Raw genomic sequence first — 14499 nt, forward strand, 5'->3', positions numbered from 1 at the left:
TGCGGGCTTAGGAGCATACAGGCTCCTGACTGGCGCGCGCATAAAAAAGCGAGATGAAACATCGCAGCTTCATCTCGCTTTAAAAATCTTTTCACGCGCGGCTCTCACAAGTTGAGCCGATGCTTGCCACCGGCTTTTCGGTGGGCTCGCGCTGTGCGATTCAGCTTCGCGGCACCGGCCCAAATCGGGCGCAGATTCTACGCGAATTTACCCATGGACGCTAGTGCAAAAATGCAGCAAAAGCGATCCAAATCCTCTCCTCACTCCATCTTGCGGCCGAGGCGGAACAAACTGTTACCCATCTTCAACTCCGCTTTCTCCAGCATGGTTTTGTTCATGCGCAAAGCCACCTCACCATTGGTGTCGGCAAACTCGATCATCCCCCCGGTTACCGCAAAGCGCTCGGCATCGCTCACCGTAAGGACAGGAAAGAATTCCACGGTCACCAGCGTCTTCAGCAGGTTGGCGCGATCCATTGAACCGAGAACCACAATCTGGCACTTGCGCGCGCGCAGTATGTCTTTGAGATCGATCCTCTCCAGCGCCACCCGACGCCCATCGATACGCTGGTTCTTGAAACGCTCCGCCAGGGTCTCTCCCAGAGAATCGCCACCCAGCAGACACACTTTGAACGGTGCGCTGTGATTGTCGAAGGCATTGACCGGCCACTGCAGGTTGTAGGCGAAATGCACGATGTAATCCACCATCACTCGCCGCCCCAAGGGGGTGTCCGAAAGATTGACCGCAGCCAGGGCCACAGGCGCAATCAATACACTCAACAGCAGTGAAAAGAAGAGGGAAAGGCGGGGGAGCGAAAGTCTGTGGCTAGGTGTCTTCACGGTCGTATAAGCCCTGCGGTTCACACTGCCTGTACCGTAGGAGCGGCCCCGGCACAGGGTGTCTATCGGCGGATACCTGCGGCACTCAAACGCTACCGAGGCTCGATAAGCGCGCCAGCGGAAAGCCCGGCCACCCCTGAAGGTTAGTCCACCGGGCCCGGCACCGCCGGCGCCCCGCCACACGGCTTACTGCTTAGGCGAATCGCTTTCCGAGTCGCTGCGCGGCGCATGTGCCGACGCCGTCGAACGCCACTTCAAGGCCTTTTCAATCGACATAATCATGGCGCCTGCCACATCTTTGCGGGTGGCACTCTCGATCCCCTCAAGACCAGGTGAAGAGTTCACCTCAAGCAGCAGCGGGCCCTTGCGCGAGCGGATAATATCCACCCCAGCCACCTTCAAGCCCAACGCTTTCGCCGCCTTCACCGCAATGCGCTTTTCATCCGCGGTTACCTTAACCACCGAAGCCGTGCCCCCCTGATGGATATTGGCACGAAACTCGCCCGGTGCAGCCTCCCGCTGAATCGAGGCGACTACACGCCCATCGATCACAAACAGGCGCAGGTCCTTGCCCTGAGCCTCGCGAATAAATTCCTGCACCAACAGGTTCGCTTTCAGTGACTTAAAGGCATTGATCACCGACTCTCCCGCCTTGCGGGTTTCCGCCAGTACCACGCCGCGCCCCTGGGTGCCCTCAAGCAGCTTCACCACCAAAGGCGCACCGCCGACCATTTCAATCAGCTCATTGGTGTCCACTGGCGAATTGGCAAAACCCGAGGTGGGGATGTTCAAACCACTCCGCTGCAACAATTGCAGAGAAAACAGCTTGTCCCGCGATTGGCTGATCGCCGCAGAACCATTCAAGGCAAACACTTCCAGGCTCTCGAAGTGACGAGTCAGCGCGCAACCGTAAAAAGTCTGGCTGGGACGAATTCTCGGAATAATGGCATCCAGGTTATTCAGGACACGGCCGTCGCGGTAGTGCACCTCGGGCTCATCCGCATCCAGCTTCATATAACACTGGCGCACATCCAAAAAGGTCATGCGGTGGCCGCGTTCGGCGCCCGCCTCCATGATGCGGCGATTGCTGTAAAGATCCGGATTGGAGGCCAACAAGCCGATGCGCAGTCCGGTGCCTGCGATATGGTGCTCGTCCCGATAAAATTCATCGAGCTGACTTTTTGGCATCTCGCCCAGACAAAAACCTTCGGAGGGGTCGACCATCATGCGTCCGAGCATCGCCTCGCGCCCGAGCAACATTCGATAGCCCATGCTGTCGCGGTTGGTCAGGGTCAACTCGATATCCCAGACACTACCGCCGATCGAGAGCGCGGTGCGAATGACCGGCCGCCTCTCCGATTCCCCCGAGGAACTGCGTACCAGGCGCTTATCGAGTATGCGGGCTTCACAGCGCACAGTGGGACGGCGCTGGTGCTGCAGCGGGTGCGCCTCGAAGCTCACCCAGGGCTCACCGTCGCGTTTAAACGTCTGAATATTATATGCGTGCAGGCATGATGTTTTAGCCCCGGAATCTACCCGAGCCTTGATCGCGGGGATTCCCAAACCGGGAAAAGCACACCACTCTTCACTGCCGACAATCAGCTTTTTTTCCAAACACAAATCCTCAACATTTTTTAATTTATCGGGCGAGAGAACTCCCCGAATCCTTTTCCTACCCTTCAGAAAACCGTTGCTGCGGGCAAATTAATTCAGTCCCAGCACGTCGCGCATATCATAGTATCCCGGTGCCCGTGCCGAGCCCTCTTCTCCCGCCAACCACAGCGCTGCTCGCACTGCCCCGCGAGCAAAAGAAAGGCGGCTGCTGGCGCGATGACTTATTTCAACCCGCTCTCCCTCGGCCAAAAACATCACCGTGTGCTCTCCGACCACATCACCGCCACGCACGGTGGCGAAGCCGATGGTGTCACGCTCGCGCGCACCCGTCTGGCCCTCGCGCCCATAAATAGCCACTTTATCCAGATCGCGCCCAAGTGTTTCCGCCACGACCTCGCCCATGCTTAGCGCGGTACCCGATGGGGCATCCACTTTATGGCGATGATGGGCCTCCACAATTTCTATATCCGCGTCTTCGCCCATTACCCGCGCAGCGGTTTCCAGCAATTTAAAGCACAGGTTTACGCCCGTGGAAAAATTACTAGCCAGGCAAAGTGGTATTTTGTCACTGTGACTGAGCACTGCAGTTTTTTGTCCGGCATCAAATCCAGTGGTACCAATCACTATGGGGCGATTCTGGGCTGCGCAGTAAGCCGCGTTTTCTACCGTGGCCTGGGGTGCACTGAAGTCGATCAGTACATCGAATTCTGATTTTTCCAAACGGTCTACAATCGCGATGCCATTGCGACCAAGGCCGGCAACCTCACCGGCATCGGCGCCCACCAGGCTGGAACCGGGGCGCACTATGGCTGCGGAGAGTTCCGCCTCTTTAGCGAGCATTAACGCCTCCGCCAGGGCCCGCCCCATACGTCCGCCAAATCCAGTGATCGCTATTTTTACTGCCATTGCAACGCTCCTGCTTTACGCCCATAAGGAGCGGAATATTACCCCGCACGGCCAGAAAGCAGCTACAAAAAGAGCCGATTAAAAGTGATCATTTTCTTCACCGATCAATCTGACCCCCACACTTTTATGGGCACAAGAGAAATTACGAAGCACATCTTTATTACCAAGTAACCAGCACGCCTTAAAAACGGTGACAAGTACCGGTGCTAGGCTTATTTCAGTGGGGTAAATGGAGCGCCATCATGCGACTTATGATTCGATCAAACCACCTGCCGAATGTACTGGTGGTGGTAATTTCCCTGACTCTGGCTTTTGGTAGTACGCCAGTGTCCGCCCAGCAACAGGGAAGCAATGCCGATTTTTGGGAGAGATATGACGATATCAACGATTGGGTGACGCTGCGTCTGCAGCTCACTCCTGGCCAGAAGAAAGCCGTGTTGCCCATTATGCAAAAAAGCATCGCGGAAAAAAAAGCCGTGCTAGAGCACTATGGCTTTTTGAGCGGCGATAAAATTCGCCTGACACCCAAACAACGCGGCGAAATAGGCGCACAGTTAGCCGCTATCAGCGCTCAAACACTAAAAGAATTAAAGGGAATACTAAATAAACAGCAATTAAAGGAGGTGAGCAGAATTCAGCAAGAATTCCTGCAGGGACTCGCCGCGCGCCTGAGAGCCCGCTCTGCCCAAGAGGGCTGACCCGGTATCGACACCGGGCCAACATTCACTATCTCAGGTAGCCCCAGAATAGAAGCCACCTGTTGATTAGTAGCCGCTAGGTTACAGCTTCATATCGCCAAAAAAGCTCTTCACGCCCTCGAACCAACCGGTCTGGCGTGGCGCATTCTTCTTCTCACTGAGCGTATCGGCAAACGCTTGTAGCAGTTCTTTTTGCTTACTGGAAAGGCTCACCGGGGTTTCCACCACAACACGGCAAAGCAGGTCGCCAGTGGCACCACCGCGTACCGGAGTGACGCCCTTACCGCGCAAGCGGAACAGCTTGCCAGTCTGACTCTCGGCCGGGATCTTCAGCTTCACCTTGCCTTCTAGGGTTGGCACTTCCAGTTCACCGCCGAGGGCGGCGGCGGAAAAGCTGATCGGCACTTCGCAATAGAGGTTCTTGCCATCGCGCTGAAACAGGTCGTGCTCTTTTACCACCACCTGCACGTAAAGGTCTCCCGCGGGGCCGCCATCGGGGCCCGCTTCACCCTCACCAGTCAAGCGAATACGATCGCCGGTATCCACACCGGGAGGCACTTTAACCGACAGAGTCTTGGTTTCCTCTACCCGGCCGCGACCATGGCAACTGCCACAGGGGTCGGAGATGATAGAGCCGCGACCACGGCAGTTGGGGCAGGTTTGCTGAACAGAGAAGAAACCCTGCTGCATGCGTACCTGGCCCGCCCCGCCACAGGTACCACAGGTCTGCGGCGAAGAGCCGGCCTTGGCACCGGAACCGTGGCAGCTGTCACAAGAGGCCAGCGTGGGTACCCGGATCTTGACGGTAGTGCCGCGCACCGCATCTTCCAGATCCAGCTCCAGGTCATAGCGCAGGTCGGAACCGCGCGCCGGGCCACCGCGACGGCCACCACCGCCGCCTCCACCGAAAATATCGCCGAACACATCGCCGAAGATATCGGAGAAGCCACCAAAACCGCCGGCTCCGCCACCGCCCATCTGGCCTTCCACACCGGCGTGACCAAACTGGTCATAAGCCGCGCGCTTCTGCGAGTCGGACAGTACCTCGTAGGCTTCGTTGGCCTCTTTGAATTTATTTTCCGCTTCCGCATCATCGGGGTTGCGGTCCGGGTGAAACTTCATGGCCACCCGGCGGTAAGCTTTCTTCAGCTCTGCATCTGAAGCGCCACGCTCGACGCCCAGGACTTCGTAATAATCGCGTTTCGACATAAAACTATGTTCTCTGGTCCGGCATCAAGAACGGCCAAACTCTCTTTCTACTTTTCAGTTCCTAACCAAACCCCGCAAATTACCATTGCGGAGCCCTGCCAAACCGCTCAAACGCAGCCATATTGGCAGGTACCTGAAACAACACAGGGCGCGGGCCTCTGAAAGTAAGGCGCCGCGCCCCTGAAGTGCTCCGGTGGCCACTGTAAAAGCTGCCACCGGAAATGCAAGCGAACGCTTACTTACCTTCTTTTTTGTCGTCCTTAACTTCTTCGAACTCCGCGTCTACCGCATCGTCGCCCGCGGAGGACTGCTGTTCACCCTGGGCACCAGCACCGGCAGCCTCTTCGGCACCAGCGGCCTGGGCCTGCTCGGCGTACATTTTCTGTGCAACCGGGCCAGAAGCTTCGGTCAGCTTGGTGGTCGCCGCTTCCATGGCCGCCTTGTCGTTGCCTTTGACCGCCTCTTCCGCTTCGGTGATTGCCGCTTCAATCGCGGATTTCTCGTCAGCGGTGGCCTTGTCGCCAGCTTCTTCCAGAGTCTTCTTGGTGGCAGAGATCAGACCGTCGAGGGTATTGCGAGTCTGCACCAGCTCCTCGAACTGCTTGTCCGCTTCGGCATTGGCCTCAGCGTCCTGCACCATCTTATCGATCTCGTCCTCGGACAGACCGGAAGAGGCCTTGATCACGATGGACTGCTCTTTGCCTGTCGCCTTATCTTTCGCGTGTACGTGCAGGATGCCGTTGGCATCGATATCGAAGGTCACTTCGATCTGCGGAACACCGCGGGGGGATGGCGGAATGTCGGCCAGGTCAAAACGACCCAGAGATTTATTCTGGGAAGCCTGTTTGCGCTCGCCCTGCACCACGTGAATAGTGACCGCAGTCTGGTTGTCATCCGCAGTGGAGAACACCTGGGACTTCTTGGTGGGAATCGTGGTGTTCTTGTCGATCAGCGGAGTCGCAACACCGCCCATGGTTTCGATACCCAGGGTCAGCGGGGTTACGTCCAGCAGCAGTACGTCTTTTACATCACCAGACAGCACGGCGCCCTGAATGGCAGCGCCCATGGCAACAGCTTCGTCCGGGTTAACGTCTTTGCGCGGCTCTTTACCGAAGAATTCGGTCACTTTTTGCTGAACCAGTGGCATACGGGTCTGACCACCCACCAGGATCACTTCGTCTACGCCAGAGGCGGACAGATCGGCGTCCTGCAGGGCAATTTTTACCGGCTCCAGGGAGCGAGCAACCAGTTCTTCCACTAGGCTTTCCAGCTTGGCGCGTGTCAGCTTAACAACCAAGTGCTTGGGACCGGTGGCATCTGCGGTGATATACGGCAGGTTCACTTCGGTCTGCTGGCTGGAGGACAGCTCGATCTTGGCTTTTTCTGCCGCTTCCTTCAGACGCTGCATGGCCAGGGGATCGCCTTTCAGATCAATACCCTGATCTTTCTTGAATTCCTCTGCGAGGTATTCGATCAGACGCATGTCAAAGTCTTCACCACCGAGGAAGGTGTCACCGTTGGTGGACAGTACTTCGAATTGCTTCTCGCCATCGACGTCGGCGATTTCGATGATGGAGATATCGAAGGTACCACCACCCAGGTCGTATACCGCTACGGTGCGATCGCCACCCTGCTTGTCGAGGCCATAGGCCAGAGCGGCGGCAGTGGGCTCATTGATAATGCGCTTCACATCCAGACCCGCGATACGACCGGCGTCTTTGGTCGCCTGACGCTGGGAGTCGTTAAAGTAAGCCGGTACGGTAATTACCGCAGCATCGACTTTCTCACCGAGAAAATCTTCCGCGGTCTTTTTCATTTTCTTCAGGACTTCAGCGGATACCTGCGGCGGCGCTTTTTTATCGCCCTTCACTTCTACCCAGGCATCACCGTTGTCAGCTTCAGTAATGGTATAAGGCACCATTTTGATATCTTTCTGAACAACGTCATCCTTGAATTTACGGCCAATCAGGCGCTTTACCGCAAACAGAGTATTCTGGGGATTGGTCACCGCCTGACGCTTGGCGGACTGGCCCACCAGGATTTCGTTGTCGTCAGTGAAGGCAACAATAGAAGGTGTAGTACGATCGCCTTCGGCGTTCTCGATTACACGCGCTTTGTCACCATCCAGGACCGCCACACAACTGTTGGTGGTACCCAGGTCGATGCCGATAATTTTTCCCATCTGTAAAATCCTCATTTGGTGCGCGCGGCCAGCTCTTCTCTGTTTACTGCGCGCGAATAATTCCTGATGTCAGCTATATTGGTGCCGGCCGATGAAATTCAAGGCCGCTTTGCACACCTGCCGTTACGGCGCTTTGCTGACCACCACCATGGCCGGACGCACCAGGCGACCGTTAAGGCGATACCCTTTTTGAAACACTTCCATCACCGTATTCGGTTCCACCTCCCCACTGGGCACCTGGGTCATAGCCTGGTGTAGCTCGGGGTCGAAGGGCTCACCGGCCGGATCGACAATTTCCACGGAATTTTTCGTCAGAGTATCGACGAAAGATTTGTGGGTTAGCTCGATACCTTCCACCAATGCTTTGTTGCCTTCATCTGCGGGATCGATGGTGGCGAGGGCGCGCTCCAGGTTGTCTACAACCGGCAACAAATCCTGCAGCAGTTTCTCTACCGCAAACTTGCGCGCGCGCTCCACATCCTGCTGCGCACGGCGGCGGGCGTTTTGCTCCTCGGCCTGGGCACGCAGGGCGATATCCTTCTGCACCGTCAACTGCTCCTGCAGTTTGATGATTTCATCGTGCAGGGTATCGGCACTCTCCGCCTCTTCGTGCAGGGCTTCTTCAGCCTGCTCGCGCTCGGCTGCGGAGGGATCTTCAATCTCCGCGGAAACCGCCTCGTCCGTCGCTGTCAGGTGTTCATCAGCCAGTGATTCCGGCTGCACCCCCTCTTTGATCTGATCTTCTTCGCTGCGCTCTCTGGCCACTGCTTTCTCCGTCGCGTCGACTCTGTCAGTAATGAGTTGGGCCCGCCCCGCGGGCTCTGGGGCTATATGGGGCCATCTCCGCACAGTTCAAGTGGTTTTTAGCGTCCGCGCATTCCGGCAGGGTAATGTGGCCCCGGCCCTATAGCTAACCGGGAACAGATACTGTATAAATAACCACTACCAAAGGCCGAGGTGCCTGTCGACAAAACAAGGACATAAAAGCGATAACTATGTTGCTGCATCTGTCTATCAGCCAATTCACCCTGGTGGACCAACTGGAGTTGGAGTTCGGCCCCGGAACTAGCACCCTCACCGGCGAAACCGGCGCGGGCAAGTCCATCACCCTCGATGCACTGGGGCTCGCTTTGGGCGGCCGCGGCAGCGCCGAACTGGTGCGCGCTGGCGCCCAACGCGCCGATATCAGTGCCACTTTCGATATCTCCGATCACCCCAGCGCCACCGCATGGCTTGAATCTCAGGAATTAGATATCGGCCAGGAAGTCATTCTTCGCCGCACTATCGGCTCTGATGGGCGCTCGCGCGCTTACATCAACGGCCAGCCGGTGACCCTACTGCAGCTGCGCGCCCTGGGCGAACAGCTGATCGATATCCACAGCCAGCACGAACACCAATCGCTGCTGAAAAAGGAAACCCACCGCCGCCTATTGGACGAGTTCGCCCAGGCTCAGGATCTGGCCGCCGAGACCCGCAGCCGCTTTAAAACCTGGCAGGACCAGTACCGCCGCTACCGCACGTTGGCCAGCAGTGCCGAAGAGGCCGAGGCGCGCCGCCACCTGCTGCAGTACCAGCTGCGTGAGCTGGAACAGCTGGAGATGAGCGAGGGAGAGATTGAAACGCTGGAGAGCGAGCAGCGCCAGCTGGCCAATGCCGGAGATATCCTCAGTGGCAGCTACCAGCTGGCCGCCCTGCTATCCGGCGGAGAGGGGGATATCGCCGAGCAGCTGCACCGGGCACTGCAACTGCTTTCCGCCATGCCAGAACAAGCACCCGCATTGGTGGAAGTGACGCAAATGCTCGACAGCGCGCGCATCCAGATCGATGAAGCCGCCAGTAGCCTGTCGCGTCATATTGACCGCTTCGAGATGGACCCGGAGCGCCTGTCCGAAGTGGAAGACCGCCTCAGCGCCATCTACCAGGCCGCGCGCAAGCACCGTGTAAAGCCCTCTGAGTTACCCGCTTTGCAGCGGCAGTTGCAGGAGGAACTCGACGACATCGGCACGGAAGATGCCTTAGAGCGCCTCGCCAGCACCTGCACGAAACTGGAACAGCAATTCCGCACTACCGCCGGCAAACTGAGCCAGCTCAGGCTGCGGGCCGCAGAATCCTTAGCCGAGGCGGTCAACCAACAATTGGGGGATTTGGCTATGCCCCATGCCAGGGTGGCGCTGGCCCTGCAGGCGCTGGATAAACCCTGCAGTCACGGTCTGGAAGAAGCCGAAATTCTAATTTCAACCAACCCCGGCCAACCGCCGCGCCCGCTGGGCAAAATTGCCTCCGGTGGTGAGCTGTCGCGGGTGAGCCTCGCCATCCAGGTCGTGACGGCACAGACCTCCCGCACCCCCACCCTGGTATTCGATGAGGTGGATGTGGGAATTGGCGGCGCCACCGGCGATGTCGTCGGCCGTTTACTGCGCCAACTGGGCGAGACCCGCAACGGCCGCTGCGGCCAGGTCATCTGTGTCACCCACCTGGCACAAGTGGCCGCCCGCGCTCACCGGCAATATCTGGTGGAAAAGCACAGCGACGGGGAGCAAGCATGGGTCGCCTTACGCGAGCTAAAAAACGGCGAGCGACGCGAGGAGATCGCACGCATGCTCGGCGGGCAACCCAGCCCTCAATCCCTGGCCCATGCGGAAGAGATGCTCGGCAGAGTACCCTGAGCTCCTCTTATAACCTTGGGCGCTTCCTCTTTTCAGAGACGCCCCCAAGTACACTCTTATCCACAAGTCTTAACTGACCAATAGGACACTCGCACGCCTCCTCTGGGGGTGGTGTGCAATCTTATCCCGCAGATCAATAAATAACCGCCAGCAATCGGGCAAAATAGCCGTCCTGCCGGTGATATATACCGTTTTAGGACGAATAGACCAAATATGACTGGGTGTGGCGGCTGAAGTCACCATATACTGGGCCGCTTGTTTAACTTTGTTTGAGTAGTATCGGCCGAGTTTATGCAGAGAACGATTTTTAATACCCCGGTTGTCACGCCGCTACTGCGCCAGGTAGCCAAGCTGTTGTTGAAGTTGCACGGGTGGCGCGCCAAAGGTGACCAACAGTCACTGAAGCTGAAGAAATACGTATTAATAGGGGCCCCTCACACCACGAACTGGGACGGCTATTACTTTATTCTCGCCGCGCTCAAGCTAAAGATGACGCCGCAGTGGATGGGCAAAGACAAGCTGTTCAAGTTTCCCCTCGGCGGCCCCATGCGCTGGTTTGGTGGGATCGCTGTAGACCGCGGCAAGTCCAACAACCTGGTAGACGCCACTGTTCGCCAGTTTAAGTTGCGCAAAGAACTGGTTATCGCTATTCCGCCTGAAGGGACCCGCGCTATGGCTGAGCGCTGGAAATCCGGTTTCTACCATATCGCGCGCAGTGCCAAAGTGCCGCTGGTATTGGGCTCCATCAACTTTTCTAAAAAAGAGGTGGTTATCGGCCCTATCGCTCAACTGAGTGAGAACCTGGAAGCGGAATTAAATAAGCTGAGGGAGTTCTACGCGGATAAAATTGGCAAGTTCCCAGAACTCTATACGCCGCCCTGCCAGCCCCGATAGAAAGCCGTTATGGAATGGGTGCGGCGGACGCCGCACCCGAATGGACTACTTCTCTTTCGCCTTCACATACAACACCAAGCTGTGGCCGGTGAGCTCATAACCGTGCTCCTCGGCAATTTGGCGCTGCAATTCCTCGATTTCCTCGTTGTGAAACTCAATCACCTTGCCGGTATCGGTGCATACCATGTGATCGTGGTGATCGCCGCGATCCAGCTCGAATACAGAGTGGCCGCCGTCGAAGTTGTGACGCACAACCAGGCCCGCGCTCTCAAACTGGGTGAGTACCCGGTAGACCGTAGCCAGACCAACATCCTCCCCCGCTTCCAGCAGTAGCTTATAGACATCTTCAGCACTCAGATGTTGTTCACTGGTGCTTTCAAGCAACTGCAGAATCTTAACCCGCGGCAGGGTGACCTTCAGACCGGCCTTGCGCAATTCCTGGTTTTCGTTCGACATGAATAGATATTTCCCGACAGGATTTTATGAATTGTCTTTACTTGTATCAGCCCGCTAGAGAGGTCTATACCCAAATGAGACCACAGGTTCCCGCCTGTCAGCGAGCCGACTCTTCGGGTATTATCCCATGCCCTACGGAGTCAGCGGAACCCCGGGCGCCCCGACTGGGGCAAATCGCGGAGGTGAGGGAACTTTCTTCTTGCGCAGGGGCCTACTTCGGTTAGCCGTAAAATATCGGTGCGAGAGGTACCGTATGAAAGAACATAATGGAGCAATGAATGCCGCCTAGCCTGAAATTTATCGCCATCGCCAGCCTGTGCGCCCTCCTTGGTGCCTGTACACTGGTTAAGTTTCCCGGTGTGCACCGCATTGAGGTACAGCAGGGCAATATCATTACCCAGGAAATGATCGACCAGCTGAAGCCCGGTATGACCCGCCGTCAGGTGCAGTTTGTTTTGGGTACGCCGCTGCTGGAAGATACCTATAACCCCAACCGCTGGGACTATATCAACCGCGTGCGCAACAAAAAGGGCAAGATCACTCAGAAACGCTTCAGCGTTTACTTTGATGAAGATTCCCTGGTATCCACCAGCGGCGACTGGCAACCGGCAAACTGGCCCTAAGCTGAGGAATCCTCGGCACCTTTCTTCTCCGCCAGGCGTTTGGCTTTCTCGGCGCGCTGTTTGCGCGCCTCTTTCGGATCGGCAATCAGCGGGCGGTACACCTCTACCCGGTCGCCAGGCTGCAACGCATAGCTCTCCGCCGGTGGTAAACCCTTACTACCCAATACCTGGCCAAAAATCCCCAGCTTGGCACTATCTGGGTCTACTTCTGGATATTCTTCGGGAATACCGGAGCGTATCAAGGCCTCCCGCGCAGTGGTGCCCTCTTTTACCAGTAGTCGCATAAGCCGCTGTTCGTGCGGTAGCGCATACACTACCTCCACCGAGATCGTTTTCTCTTCCGTCATTGGGGCTTCCCGTATATTTCCTCGGCGCGCGCACACATCACCGCCACCATCTGATTGGCCAGATCACTGAAGATCTTACCGGCCGCAGCGGCGATTAAACGACTTTTCATGGAGAACGCCAGAGAGAAGGTCACCTTGCAGGCGCTCTCCGCAAGAGGGGTGAACATCCAGTGCCCAGTAAAATTCTCGAAAGGCCCATCCACCAAAGTCAGCGTCATACTGGTCGGACGCATCAGTTGATTGCGCGTGGTAAAACTCTGGCGAATACCCGCGCGCGATAAATCCAGACGTGCCTCCAGGATTTGCTTGTCGCGGTGCAGAATCTCGGCTCCGCGACAGCCGGGTAAAAATTGCGGATAACTGGCCACATCATTGACCAGATCAAACATTTGTTCCGCGCTGTACATCACCAGCGCGCTGCGCTCTATTTCAGTCATTCCTGTTGTCTAATCCAGTCCGCTAGGCAAAATCGCCTGGTATTGTCGTTCGGCCGCTAATTTTGCCAGTCGGCGCTACTCAAGCAAGACAATTCCTGTAACAATCGCATTTTTTGCCCACGGGACAAACCCGGCCCCGTTGGAATAACAAAAATGACAAGCTGTATCTGATAAAAAATAATAGCGAGAGTACTATGACCGCAGTGAGAGAGCATTTTGGGTCGAGGCTGGGCTTTATCCTAGCCGCAGCTGGTTCCGCAGTTGGAATAGGCAATCTTGTGGCATTCCCGGTAGCGGCCACCAAGAGCGGAGGCGGTGCTTTTTTACTGGTCTATGCGCTCTTCGTTTTCCTGATCTGCCTTCCTGTGATGATGGCCGAGTTGGCGCTGGGGCGCCGCTCCGATAAAGACCCGGTTGGCGCCTACCGTCAACTCTCTAATGGCTCACACCTGTGGCGTATCCCCGGCTGGCTGGCTTTGATCACACCATTTATGATCGCAGTATTTTATTTGGTGGTCACCGTGTGGGTACTAGGGTACTTCATAGAAACGGTCACCGGTAACCTCAACCTGCTCGCCACGCAAGATTTCTTTATCCACTTTATTAACACGCCCAAGGTATTTATTTACCTGGTGGCGCTGATGCTAATTATCAACGCTATTCTCTCCATGGGTGTCAAGGATGGTATTGAGCGCGCAGCAAAAACCCTAATGCCCATGTTGTTTGTCATGCTGCTTGGGCTGGTGATTTTTGTCCTGACTCTGGACAACGCGCTCCTCGGGGTTAAGTACTACCTGATACCAGACTTCAGCAAAATCGACGGTACGATAATCAGTAAGGCAATGGCCCAGGCCTTTTTCTCGCTATCCCTGGGCATGGGTATCATGATCACCTACGGCTCCTATATGAAGAAGCGGGATTCCATCCCAGGCTCCTCGCGTGCCGTGGCCATCACCGATACGCTGGTGGCCTTCACCGCAGGCCTGCTGATACTGCCGAGTATTTTCCACTTTAACCCGCAGATTGATCCCTCCGAGCTGAGCGAATCCTCCGCCGGCATGATCTTCCTGTTCCTGCCGAAGATCTTCCTCGCCCTGCAGGACAGCATCGGTTATATGGGGGCAAGTGCAGTCGCCGCCATCTTCTTCTTCCTGGTACTGGTCGCAGCCATTACCTCGCTGGTATCCATTATCGAAGTGCCTATCGCCACCCTGCGCGACGAGCGCAATATGACGCGTAAAAAAGCCATTTACGTGGTTGCCGGAGTACAGTTTGTACTGGCCATCGCTTGCGCCGTTTCCTTTGGCATGGTCAACTGGTTCACTGAATTTGTTCAGTTGGCCGGCGTCAATAAGTCCTTCTTCGATTTGGTAGAGATCATTTTCTACGACACCATTCTGCCGTTGAACGGCCTGCTGGTGTGCCTGTTTGTGATCTACAAGTGGAAAAAAGCCAACTTTGACAAAGAGCTGCAGGAAGGCGATGCCGCCTTTGCCGGCTCTTTCTCACAAAAATACGTGAACTTCTCCCTGGGCACTTTTATCCCGTTGATACTGCTATTGATCTTTATCAACACCGTGGCCCTGAAGTTTTTTGGACACAGTTTTATCTAGTCATCAGAAGTTTTC

14 protein-coding genes and 1 pseudogene are annotated in these 14499 nt (G+C 56.2%); 5 read left to right on the forward strand and 10 right to left on the reverse strand.

The genetic code is table 11. The features are described 5' to 3' along the window. Positions 1-260: 260 nt before the first annotated feature. The 4 genes and pseudogenes from Q1A69_RS00510 to dapB form a co-directional block, all read right to left on the reverse strand. The gene (locus tag Q1A69_RS00510) at positions 261-1022 is read right to left on the reverse strand and encodes a YfiR family protein (RefSeq protein WP_299579453.1); all 762 of its coding nucleotides are present in this window, start codon (positions 1020-1022) and stop codon (positions 261-263) included. Between the two features lie 3 nt (positions 1023-1025). Further along, entirely contained in the window at positions 1026-1967 is a 942-nt protein-coding gene (gene rimK, locus Q1A69_RS00515; RefSeq protein ID WP_299579850.1) for a 30S ribosomal protein S6--L-glutamate ligase, read from the reverse strand. Between the two features lie 84 nt (positions 1968-2051). Continuing rightward, positions 2052-2459, reverse strand: a pseudogene (locus tag Q1A69_RS00520) (ATP-dependent zinc protease); the annotation flags it as partial. An 84-nt stretch (positions 2460-2543) separates the two neighbouring features. Then, complete coding sequence (gene dapB / locus Q1A69_RS00525) at positions 2544-3359, reverse strand: 4-hydroxy-tetrahydrodipicolinate reductase (RefSeq protein ID WP_299579456.1); 816 nt, start codon at positions 3357-3359, stop codon at positions 2544-2546. 242 nt (positions 3360-3601) lie between these two features. On the opposite strand from dapB, the gene Q1A69_RS00530 reads away from it, so the two are divergent. After that, positions 3602-4057: a hypothetical protein gene (locus Q1A69_RS00530; protein WP_299579459.1), complete on the forward strand. Its 456-nt coding sequence runs from the start codon at positions 3602-3604 to the stop codon at positions 4055-4057. A gap of 81 nt (positions 4058-4138) precedes the next feature. Here the strand turns inward: Q1A69_RS00530 and dnaJ are convergent, their stop codons facing one another. The 3 genes from dnaJ to grpE form a co-directional block, all read right to left on the reverse strand. Next, positions 4139-5266, reverse strand: coding sequence for a molecular chaperone DnaJ (dnaJ, locus tag Q1A69_RS00535; RefSeq protein ID WP_299579462.1), 1128 nt, complete (start codon positions 5264-5266; stop codon positions 4139-4141). A gap of 235 nt (positions 5267-5501) precedes the next feature. Further along, positions 5502-7448, reverse strand: a complete 1947-nt coding sequence (gene dnaK, locus Q1A69_RS00540) for a molecular chaperone DnaK (RefSeq protein WP_299579465.1) — start codon at positions 7446-7448, stop codon at positions 5502-5504. A 123-nt stretch (positions 7449-7571) separates the two neighbouring features. Further along, positions 7572-8213 (reverse strand): nucleotide exchange factor GrpE, encoded by a 642-nt coding sequence (gene grpE / locus Q1A69_RS00545; RefSeq protein WP_299579468.1) that lies wholly within the window; start codon positions 8211-8213, stop codon positions 7572-7574. Positions 8214-8443: 230 nt separating this feature from the next. On the opposite strand from grpE, the gene recN reads away from it, so the two are divergent. Continuing rightward, the gene (gene recN / locus Q1A69_RS00550; protein ID WP_299579471.1) at positions 8444-10114 is read left to right on the forward strand and encodes a DNA repair protein RecN; all 1671 of its coding nucleotides are present in this window, start codon (positions 8444-8446) and stop codon (positions 10112-10114) included. Positions 10115-10405: 291 nt separating this feature from the next. Then, positions 10406-11008: a 1-acyl-sn-glycerol-3-phosphate acyltransferase gene (locus Q1A69_RS00555; protein ID WP_299579474.1), complete on the forward strand. Its 603-nt coding sequence runs from the start codon at positions 10406-10408 to the stop codon at positions 11006-11008. Between the two features lie 45 nt (positions 11009-11053). On the opposite strand, the gene fur is transcribed toward Q1A69_RS00555, so the two are convergent. Beyond that, on the reverse strand, positions 11054-11464 hold the full coding sequence (gene fur, locus Q1A69_RS00560; protein WP_020414626.1) for a ferric iron uptake transcriptional regulator: 411 nt from the start codon (positions 11462-11464) through the stop codon (positions 11054-11056). A gap of 278 nt (positions 11465-11742) precedes the next feature. Here fur and Q1A69_RS00565 point away from each other — a divergent pair, with 278 nt between their 5' ends. After that, positions 11743-12087, forward strand: a complete 345-nt coding sequence (locus Q1A69_RS00565; RefSeq protein ID WP_299579477.1) for an outer membrane protein assembly factor BamE — start codon at positions 11743-11745, stop codon at positions 12085-12087. On the opposite strand, the gene Q1A69_RS00570 is transcribed toward Q1A69_RS00565, so the two are convergent. Beyond that, positions 12084-12434 carry an RnfH family protein gene (locus Q1A69_RS00570; RefSeq protein WP_299579480.1) on the reverse strand — a complete coding sequence of 117 codons (351 nt, stop codon included), beginning with the start codon at positions 12432-12434 and terminating at the stop codon, positions 12084-12086. The two genes, Q1A69_RS00565 and Q1A69_RS00570, sit on opposite strands and share 4 nt — an antisense overlap. Beyond that, entirely contained in the window at positions 12431-12871 is a 441-nt protein-coding gene (locus Q1A69_RS00575; protein WP_299579483.1) for a type II toxin-antitoxin system RatA family toxin, read from the reverse strand. Before Q1A69_RS00575 ends, Q1A69_RS00570 begins: the two co-directional genes overlap by 4 nt. Positions 12872-13065: 194 nt before the next feature. On the opposite strand from Q1A69_RS00575, the gene Q1A69_RS00580 reads away from it, so the two are divergent. After that, positions 13066-14484 carry a sodium-dependent transporter gene (locus Q1A69_RS00580; RefSeq protein ID WP_299579486.1) on the forward strand — a complete coding sequence of 473 codons (1419 nt, stop codon included), beginning with the start codon at positions 13066-13068 and terminating at the stop codon, positions 14482-14484. Positions 14485-14499 lie beyond the last annotated feature (15 nt).

The sequence above is a fragment of the uncultured Microbulbifer sp. genome (assembly GCF_947498635.1).
GTDB lineage: Bacteria > Pseudomonadota > Gammaproteobacteria > Pseudomonadales > Cellvibrionaceae > Microbulbifer > Microbulbifer echini.